This is a genomic window from Photobacterium aquae (assembly GCF_001029445.1).
GTDB classification, from domain to species: domain Bacteria; phylum Pseudomonadota; class Gammaproteobacteria; order Enterobacterales; family Vibrionaceae; genus Photobacterium; species Photobacterium aquae.
The window spans coordinates 1-7,567 of record NZ_LDOT01000079.1 but is presented as its reverse complement, the minus strand read 5'-3'; the positions used below and the strand labels follow the sequence as shown (position 1 = coordinate 7,567).

General features: G+C 50.8%; 5 protein-coding genes and 2 tRNA genes. 6 read left to right on the top strand and 1 reads right to left on the bottom strand.

Annotated elements, in window-relative coordinates; translation table 11 throughout:
• Positions 1 to 34: 34 nt before the first annotated feature.
• Together ABT56_RS22905 and ABT56_RS22900 are read left to right on the top strand one after the other, a co-directional pair.
• A tRNA-Gly gene (locus ABT56_RS22905) sits at positions 35 to 125 on the top strand.
• Positions 126 to 176: 51 nt separating this feature from the next.
• A tRNA-Asp gene (locus ABT56_RS22900) sits at positions 177 to 267 on the top strand.
• A gap of 890 nt (positions 268 to 1,157) precedes the next feature.
• Here the strand turns inward: ABT56_RS22900 and queG are convergent.
• Positions 1,158 to 2,291 carry a tRNA epoxyqueuosine(34) reductase QueG gene (gene queG, locus ABT56_RS22895; protein WP_047881226.1) on the bottom strand — a complete coding sequence of 378 codons (1,134 nt, stop codon included), beginning with the start codon at positions 2,289 to 2,291 and terminating at the stop codon, positions 1,158 to 1,160.
• A 162-nt stretch (positions 2,292 to 2,453) separates the two neighbouring features.
• On the opposite strand from queG, the gene ABT56_RS22890 reads away from it, so the two are divergent.
• From ABT56_RS22890 to mutL, 4 genes are all read left to right on the top strand, one after another.
• Complete coding sequence (locus tag ABT56_RS22890) at positions 2,454 to 3,944, top strand: bifunctional ADP-dependent NAD(P)H-hydrate dehydratase/NAD(P)H-hydrate epimerase (protein ID WP_047881227.1); 1,491 nt, start codon at positions 2,454 to 2,456, stop codon at positions 3,942 to 3,944.
• 7 nt (positions 3,945 to 3,951) lie between these two features.
• Entirely contained in the window at positions 3,952 to 4,416 is a 465-nt protein-coding gene (gene tsaE, locus ABT56_RS22885; protein WP_047881225.1) for a tRNA (adenosine(37)-N6)-threonylcarbamoyltransferase complex ATPase subunit type 1 TsaE, read from the top strand.
• 4 nt (positions 4,417 to 4,420) lie between these two features.
• Positions 4,421 to 6,136 (top strand): N-acetylmuramoyl-L-alanine amidase, encoded by a 1,716-nt coding sequence (locus tag ABT56_RS22880; protein WP_047881224.1) that lies wholly within the window; start codon positions 4,421 to 4,423, stop codon positions 6,134 to 6,136.
• 2 nt (positions 6,137 to 6,138) lie between these two features.
• On the top strand, positions 6,139 to 7,567 hold a 1,429-nt coding region (mutL, locus tag ABT56_RS22875; RefSeq protein WP_047881223.1), incomplete at its 3' end, for a DNA mismatch repair endonuclease MutL.

Below are 7,567 nucleotides of genomic sequence, written 5' to 3'. Positions count from 1 at the left end.
ATCGACGGTTCTCATTGTACCTAACAGTGAAAATGCGACACTAGCTCAGTTGGTAGAGCGCAACCTTGCCAAGGTTGAGGTCACGCCTAGTTCCTCGAAGATCGGGAGCCTAGTGTGTCGCTCCACTTCTTTTCGAGGTGGAGAGAAAGGCTCTCATTGTACCTAACAATGAAAATGCGACACTAGCTCAGTTGGTAGAGCGCAACCTTGTCAAGGTTGAGGTCACGCCTAGTTCCTCGAAGATCGGGAACCTAGTGTGTCGCTCCACTTCTTTTTGAAGTGATTTAGAAGTTGTCATCGAACTCATCGATGAAATGCGATGTTTGTTCGCTGGCATAGCGCCGCCTAGCATAGGTTGAGCGCTATTCTTGTTCCTTGAAATTAAGGTCGAACAGGTGTTGCTCCATGTTTGCTGCTGCAACAAGAATGTGCAGGCCGGCAAAGCTACTACTGTGAAGTATTAGTTCAAAATCAGTATTCCTGGCAGATACGAGTCTCGGTTTCCCAGTGTGCTGTATCAATGTTCCGTAACAGGAGTTACAGGGAACCTTAAACCATCATTTCCAACGTAATGAGTGACTTCCATACCGATATCGGTAGGATTATTGACCCATATAAGGTCAAATATGTTGGGTTTGGCGGTCTTAGTGGCGTATGCTCTTTGTGCTTTGGTCCTATTTTCTAAAGCCAGCAGAAGTATACTCAGCGATATTCGTTCTTTTCTTTAAAATCGGATTCAGGCCTTATCTGGCTTGGGTTTGCTCTCCCCTGTTGGAAAACTATAACAGGTTAGTGCACAGAGTTATCCACAATCTTAACTTGTGGGTAAGTCGGTTAATTACGTGTGCCGATACCGTGTGAACAACTCTGTACTTATCTTTTTTTTTAAGCTGATATTGAAAACTGTTGATAAAATATCAACAGTTTAAGTCTATGTTTTTGATGGGCTAATAAGGCTTTTTCCAAAATTTATATACAACCTGATCCACTATGTGGATGAGTGAATAACTTTTTTCAAGTCCTTAATCTTAAGCTGTGTTTAATATTTTCATCTGGGTATAAAACTTGAGATGTGAAAATGTTTTCCACATTATGCCCAATCTGATATCGCTCTCATTCTGTGCAATGAGGGTTGCCGGACGAAATTCTGTTATTAGTTAGGCATCCCGAGGTAGTCCTTTTTCTATAATGCGAATAAGGCGCTGAGTCTTGGTCGGCAAGGCCTCGGTGACAAGGTTTTGTCGTTGTCTATGCTGTTTGTCTAGTGCCCATTCAATATGAATATCGAGCAAAGATGAATCGCCTTGGCGGGCATTGAGCGCATTGACGATATCGCTACTGTAAGGCGCATTGCCCATGGCAATGGTTAAATTACGTAGCCACTGTTGGTGCCCAATACGTCGGATTGCTGAGCCTTCTGTATGCTTGAGAAAAGTGTCTTCGTCCCACTGGTATAACGTGGCGAGAGGTTGCTGGTACAGGCTGTCTCGGCAGTAGTAATCAGGCTCATCAGTAACGGAGGCAAAGCGATTGAAGGGGCATACGAGCTGGCAGTCATCACAGCCATAAATACGGTTGCCAATAGCCTCCCTGAACTCTTCAGGAATAACCCCATCAAATTCAATGGTGAGGTACGAGATGCAGCGGCGTGCATCGATGACACCATCTTCAATAATGGCTCCTGTAGGGCAACTTGTTATACAGGCTACACATTTTCCGCATTGTTTCTCAACAGGCCGATCGACAGGCAGCGGAAGATCGACGAGCAGTTCACCTAAAAAAAACCACGAGCCTGCATCTTGATTGATAATCAGAGAATGCTTTCCTGTCCAGCCAAGACCTGCCTTCTCAGCCAGCGGGCGCTCGAGAATCGGCGCCGAATCAACAAAAGGCCGGTAGCCAAAAGAGCCGACTGCCTGCTCAATACGCTGACCCAATTGCTTTAGTCGATTACGCACTAGTTTGTGGTAGTCTCTGCCAAGAGAGTAGCGGCTGATATAGGCGCTGTTTGGCTGGCTGAGGCTCTGGGCAAAGCCAGCTTCAGGTGGCAGGTAGTTCATTCTGACGCTGATTACCCTGATTGTTCCGGGCACAAGTTCGTCTGGGCGCGCTCGCATCATGCCGTGGCGTGCCATCCAGTCCATCTGTCCGTGGTAACCGGCATTTAGCCAGCGTTGTAACTCTTCTTCATGTTCACGCAAATCAACATCACAGATCCCGACTTGCTGGAAGCCGAGCTCTTTGCCCCATTGTTTGATGTTGTCAGACAGTGCGTGGTAGTCGATGGTCATGTTATGTGGGTACCTGGATCCAATGGGGGCGGAAGTGTACCACAATCATAGATAATGTTGAGGGACTTTGATCAGTTCGATCTTGCAGCAGGGTGTATGATCATTGTCTCTCGTCGGGCTTTTGGGCACTATCAAAGAGAGCGTGTGGATAAGGACAATCAAATGCACAAACATCACTTGCCGGAACTCTTATACCGTAGTGAGCAGGTTCGTCATGGCGAACGGTTGGCGGCCAAGGCCAGCCGGTTATCGATGTATCAATTGATGGAGAGGGCCGGCGCGGCCGCTTATGAGAATTTAGTGCAGCTGTGTCCCCCTTCTGGTCATGTACTGGTTGGTTGCGGTGGTGGCAATAATGGTGGGGATGGCTATGTTGTCGCGCGACTCGCCCGCTTGGCTGGCTATCAGGTGACGTTATGGCAAGCTGCCGCTGTCGAAACGTTACCCCCGGATGCCCGCCGAGCTTATGAATCCTGGCTGGCTGTTGGCGGTACGTGCAGTGCGCCCCAATTGCATGTACCCGAAGGGATTGATGTCATTGTTGATGCCTTGTTGGGAACCGGGCTATCAGGGACGGTTCGTTCTGATATGGCCACGGTGATCCAAACTATCAATGGGGCGGAGGTCCCCGTATTGGCGATCGATGTGCCTTCAGGTTTGTGTGCTGATCGCGGGGTGGTGCTTGGTGATGCGGTGGTGGCTGATATTACGGTGACGTTTATTGGTTGTAAGCAAGGCTTAGTAACAGGGCATGCGGCCGATTATGTTGGTCAACTGGTATTTGCCGGACTGGGTATTGCCGATGAATTTGAATCTATTCAGCCAGCCTCATCGATTAGGATCAATAAGGCGATGGTCGTGCAAGCATTGCCTGCGCGACGGCGTTGTGCACACAAAGGTGATCATGGTCGGATCCTCTGTGCTGGCGGTGATCTCGGTATGGGTGGGGCGATCCGTCTGGCCGCAGAGGCAGCACTCCGCAGCGGTGCCGGTTTGACCGCCGTGCTGACGCAACCTGACAATGTGTTGGCAATTAATGCCGCCGTCCCTGAAATAATGGCCAGAGGTTGGCAGGATAAGAGCGCAGAGTCCCGTGAAAAGATACAATGGGCGGATGTGATTGTCCTGGGCCCGGGCTTAGGGCAATCAAACTGGGGTCGGACGCTGTATGATCAATGTTCTGGTTGTGATAAGCCGATGGTGCTCGATGCCGATGGATTGAACTTATTAGCGCTTTCACCAGACTATAAAAATAATCGTATAATTACGCCCCATCCCGGAGAGGCGGCTCGCTTGCTGGATTGTTCGGTGGCTGATATCGAGCATGATCGCTTTGCTGCGGCCAAGGCACTTCAATTGAAGTATGGCGGGGTTGTGTTGCTAAAAGGCGCTGGCACTATTGTGTATGACGGTACGTCGGCGTTTTCGGTATGCGTGGCAGGCAACCCCGGTATGGCCACTGGAGGCATGGGCGATGTGTTGTCCGGTGTGATTGGTGCATTGTTGGGGCAGGGGCTTTCTCTGTTGCAGGCCGCCCAAGTCGGGAGCTGGATCCATGCTACTGCCGCAGATTGTTGTGCGCAGGCCGGCGAACGCGGCATGGTTGCTAGTGATTTATTCCCTTTTATTAGAAAGTTAGTAAATTCAAGATAAAGAGATAATGACTATTTTTGAAACTCTGCTTGCCGATGAGCAGGCGACGGTAGCGCTTGGTACTTCGTTGGCGCATGCATGCCAGCAACAAACGACAATTTATCTGCACGGCGATCTGGGGGCTGGTAAAACAACCTTTAGTCGTGGTTTTATCCGTGCGTTGGGACACACTGGTAATGTGAAGAGCCCTACCTATACGCTGGTTGAGCCTTATGAACTGCCGCCTTGGCATGTCTATCATTTTGATTTGTACCGTTTGGCTGATCCTGAAGAGCTAGAATTTATGGGGATCCGTGATTACTTTTCAAATGATGCGATTTGTCTTGTGGAATGGCCAGAGAAAGGGGCGGGGTTATTGCCGCAACCGGATCTTGAGCTTGAGATGCGTTACGAAGGGGAGCAGCGCAAGGCGACCCTTACCGCAAATAATGACTATGGTCGCGAATTGATTAAACGCTTGGAGTTGTGTTGATAGGATGTCGTTGAGGGCTTTTTTTCATGCAGTGATAGTTGGGGCTAGCTTGCTTAGCTCCCTGGCAATGGCGAATGAGTTAAAGGGGATTCGAGTCTGGCCGGCCCCGGATGAAACCCGGGTTGTGCTGGATATGCAAGATGAAGCGACATATAGCTATTTCACCTTGAGCAAACCAGATCGCCTAGTGGTTGATATCAAACAGACGTCGTTGAAAACGTCGCTGCCGGTTGTGGTCAAGGACAGCGATATTCTGACTAAGATCCGCAATAGCGGGGCGCCTGAAAAAGGGACGTACCGCTTGGTGTTTGAAATTAAGGCGGGTACAACGCCGAATTTATTCAAGCTGGCTCCTACCCCAGATGGTCACTATGGACACCGCTTGGTGTTGGATTTGCCACATCAGAAGAAAAAGCCCAAGACGATAGTCGCCGCCACGTCAAAGTCACCGGTTGCCAATAAGCAGGCAACCTTGCCTTACGGCACGGATGATATCATTGTTGCCATTGACCCTGGTCATGGTGGCGAGGATCCCGGTTCGATCGGGCCAAGCAGACGCTACGAGAAAAATGTCACCTTGGCCATTTCGCGCAAGGTCGTTGATCGGATCAACGCAACGCCGGGCATGCGTGCGGTACTGACCCGCCGTGGTGACTATTTTGTCAATTTGAATAAGCGCTCTGAGATCGCCCGTAAGTACAAGGCGCATTTGTTGGTGTCTATTCATGCTGACGGCTTCCATCAGCCTCAGCCTCGTGGTGCATCGGTGTGGGTGCTCAATACTCGCCGGGCCAATAGTGAAATTGGTCGCTGGTTGGAACAACACGAGAAACAATCAGAACTGCTCGGTGGTGGTGATGTACTTTCTGGTAGTACGGACGATCAGTATCTCAGTATGGCGGTACTTGACCTGCAGTTTAGCCACTCGCAAAAAGAGGGCTATGACGTAGCAAGCCGAGTGCTACGGGAGCTGAAGAAAGTGACCCGATTGCACAAGACCAAGCCTGAGCATGCCAGCCTGGCTGTGTTGAAGTCCCCGGATATTCCATCGTTGCTGGTTGAGACAGGATTTATTACCAATCCGACCGAAGAGCGGTTGTTGAACAATACTTCGCATCAGAACAAACTGGCTGATGCGGTCTACCGCGGGGTGCTGTCTTACTTCAATGAGAAGCCGCCGGAAGGAACCTTATTTGCCTCGCGCAAGGAAGGGCTAAAGCATAAAGTTACCCGAGGCCAGTCACTCAGTATTATTGCCAGTAAATACGGTGTCTCTGTTGCCGCAGTGAAGACTGCCAATAGCTTGAAATCTAATACATTGAAAGTTGGTCAGGTTTTAGTTATTCCGGGTAAGGTCTCCACGACACCGGCTCGGCTACCTGCCGCGGCGAAACCGTCTTCGGCTAAGATGATCACCAAGGTGATCACTCATACGGTGAGGCGAGGGGAGTTCCTAGGCAAGATTGCAAGTCAGCATGGCGTGACAGTTGCGAGTATTCGTAGCCTGAATAAGCTGCGCTCTGATGAGTTGGCCGTCGGCCAGAAATTGAAAATAGCGGTGAAGAAGCCTGCCCCGGTGGTACATGTTGTGAAGCGGGGTGAGTTCCTCGGCAAGATTGCTGCCCGATATGGCATCAGTATCAGCCGATTGCGAGAGGCCAACAAGCTTCGCTCCGATGAGTTGGCTGTTGGCCAGAAACTTACCATACCGAGCAGTTGATTATGCCTATTCAGATCTTGCCAGCACGGCTGGCAAACCAAATAGCGGCGGGCGAAGTCGTCGAACGGCCGGCTTCGGTGGTCAAAGAGCTGGTTGAAAATAGCCTTGATGCCGGTGCTACCCGTATTGATATTGATATCGACAAGGGGGGCAGCCGGACGATTCGGATCCGGGATAACGGCAAAGGGATCCCTAAAGATGAACTTGAGCTGGCTCTGAGCCGTCATGCGACATCGAAAATCGCGAGTTTGGATGATCTGGAAGCGATAGTGAGTCTGGGCTTTCGCGGTGAGGCACTGGCCAGTATTAGTTCTGTCTCCCGATTGACGCTAACCTCACGTACTGAGGAGCAGGAAGAGGCATGGAGCGCCTATGCCGAAGGTCGTGATATGGAAGTCCAGCTCAAGCCCGCGGCTCATCCGGTCGGCACGACACTTGAGGTGCTTGATCTTTTTTTCAACACCCCAGCTCGGCGCAAGTTCCTACGCACCGAAAAAACCGAATTTGGCCATATCGATGAATTGCTCAAGCGTATTGCGTTGAGCCGAATGGATGTGAGTATTAACTTACGTCATAACGGTAAGTTGATCCGGCAATACCGATCGGCCTCGACCCAGATTCAGAAAGAACGCCGGCTGGCAGCCGTGTGCGGTAGTGGTTTCCTTAATCATGCACTGGCTGTTGAACTGGCTCATGGGGATTTGCGTCTATCCGGTTGGATTTGCAGTCCACAAGGCGCAAGGGCTCAAAACGATATTCAATACTGCTACGTGAATGGCCGGATGATGAAGGATAAACTCATCAATCACGCTATTCGCCAGGCTTATGAGACCAGTCTGACTTCTGATCAGTATGCAGCCTATGTGCTATTTATTGAGGTGGATCCGCACCATGTTGATGTCAATGTTCATCCAGCTAAGCATGAAGTGCGTTTCCATCAGGCACGTTTGGTTCACGATTTTATTTGTCAGGGGCTGCAAAGTGCACTGATTGAAGGGGCCGAGAATGAGTCACAGGCCCCAACAGCGCCGCAACCACGAGCTAGCGCCCAGGCATCTGGCTACGCGGCCGAGGCTACATCTCCTCAGACACTGTCCGAACCTGCGCCAGTTGCAAATCCTGCTCTAGCGGCAATCGCCCGTACGCCGGATTACCCCAATAAAGCCCCTGCCAGAGATTGGCTGTCATCGTCCGATCAGGGTGGAGGTCGCAGCACTCAAGGGGAGTCTCGATACCGTTCGTCTTCCGATGATAGAGATAGCCGTACTTCAGGTTCTCGTCGCGAGCACTACGCTGATGGCGGGGCGGCAAATATCGGTGGACGCTCACGCTATAATGAAGATGGGCCATCTCCAGACGAAGTGAGGGCTTACCAGCAGTTGATGCAGACAGCCGAGCCATCGCATGCTGTGCCAACGCCAACGCCAACGC

What these genes read in the sequence shown, in the direction of transcription:
- ABT56_RS22880 (WP_047881224.1), top strand. Translation starts at nt 4,421, where the DNA reads ATGTCGTTGAGGGCTTTTTTTCATGCAGTGATAGTTGGGGCTAGCTTG.
- tsaE (WP_047881225.1), top strand. Translation starts at nt 3,952, where the DNA reads ATGACTATTTTTGAAACTCTGCTTGCCGATGAGCAGGCGACGGTAGCG.
- queG (WP_047881226.1), bottom strand. Translation starts at nt 2,291, where the DNA reads ATGACCATCGACTACCACGCACTGTCTGACAACATCAAACAATGGGGC.
- ABT56_RS22890 (WP_047881227.1), top strand. Translation starts at nt 2,454, where the DNA reads ATGCACAAACATCACTTGCCGGAACTCTTATACCGTAGTGAGCAGGTT.